Source organism: Mesorhizobium sp. GbtcB19 (assembly GCF_019091085.1).
Classification (GTDB): Bacteria; Pseudomonadota; Alphaproteobacteria; order Rhizobiales; family Rhizobiaceae; genus Mesorhizobium.
Genome location: NZ_JAGXJY010000156.1, coordinates 1 through 321, shown reverse-complemented (window position 1 = coordinate 321; position 321 = coordinate 1). Strand labels below are relative to the sequence as shown.

Below are 321 nucleotides of genomic sequence, written 5' to 3'. Positions count from 1 at the left end.
TCTATCTTCAAAAATGTATTTTCTTCTAAGAAAATTTGAGCTAAATCATAATTGGAAATAGAAGGTTGCTTAGAAACTTTCAGGGGCATTTTTTCTTCATTAGATGTCTCAAAAAACGTATTATTAATAGTTTCGATATGATCTATATCTGAATCAGTTATTATATAGTTTTTTAATGATGGCTTCTTTGGTAAATTGATTTTTGTATAGGATACTCTGTTGTCATCTATACCAGAATTGTCCAAGCCTTTTTTTGTTTTAGTACGGATATTGAGCATCATTTTCACCGATTTTCATTGAAAAATGTTTTGAAAGTAGATT

Annotated in this window: 1 protein-coding gene; it reads right to left on the bottom strand. The window is 27.7% G+C overall.

Translation table 11 applies throughout. The features are described from left to right. The coding region (locus KVT37_RS32030; RefSeq protein WP_217579001.1) for a hypothetical protein at window positions 1-281 on the bottom strand (281 nt) is incomplete at its 3' end. Window positions 282-321 lie beyond the last annotated feature (40 nt).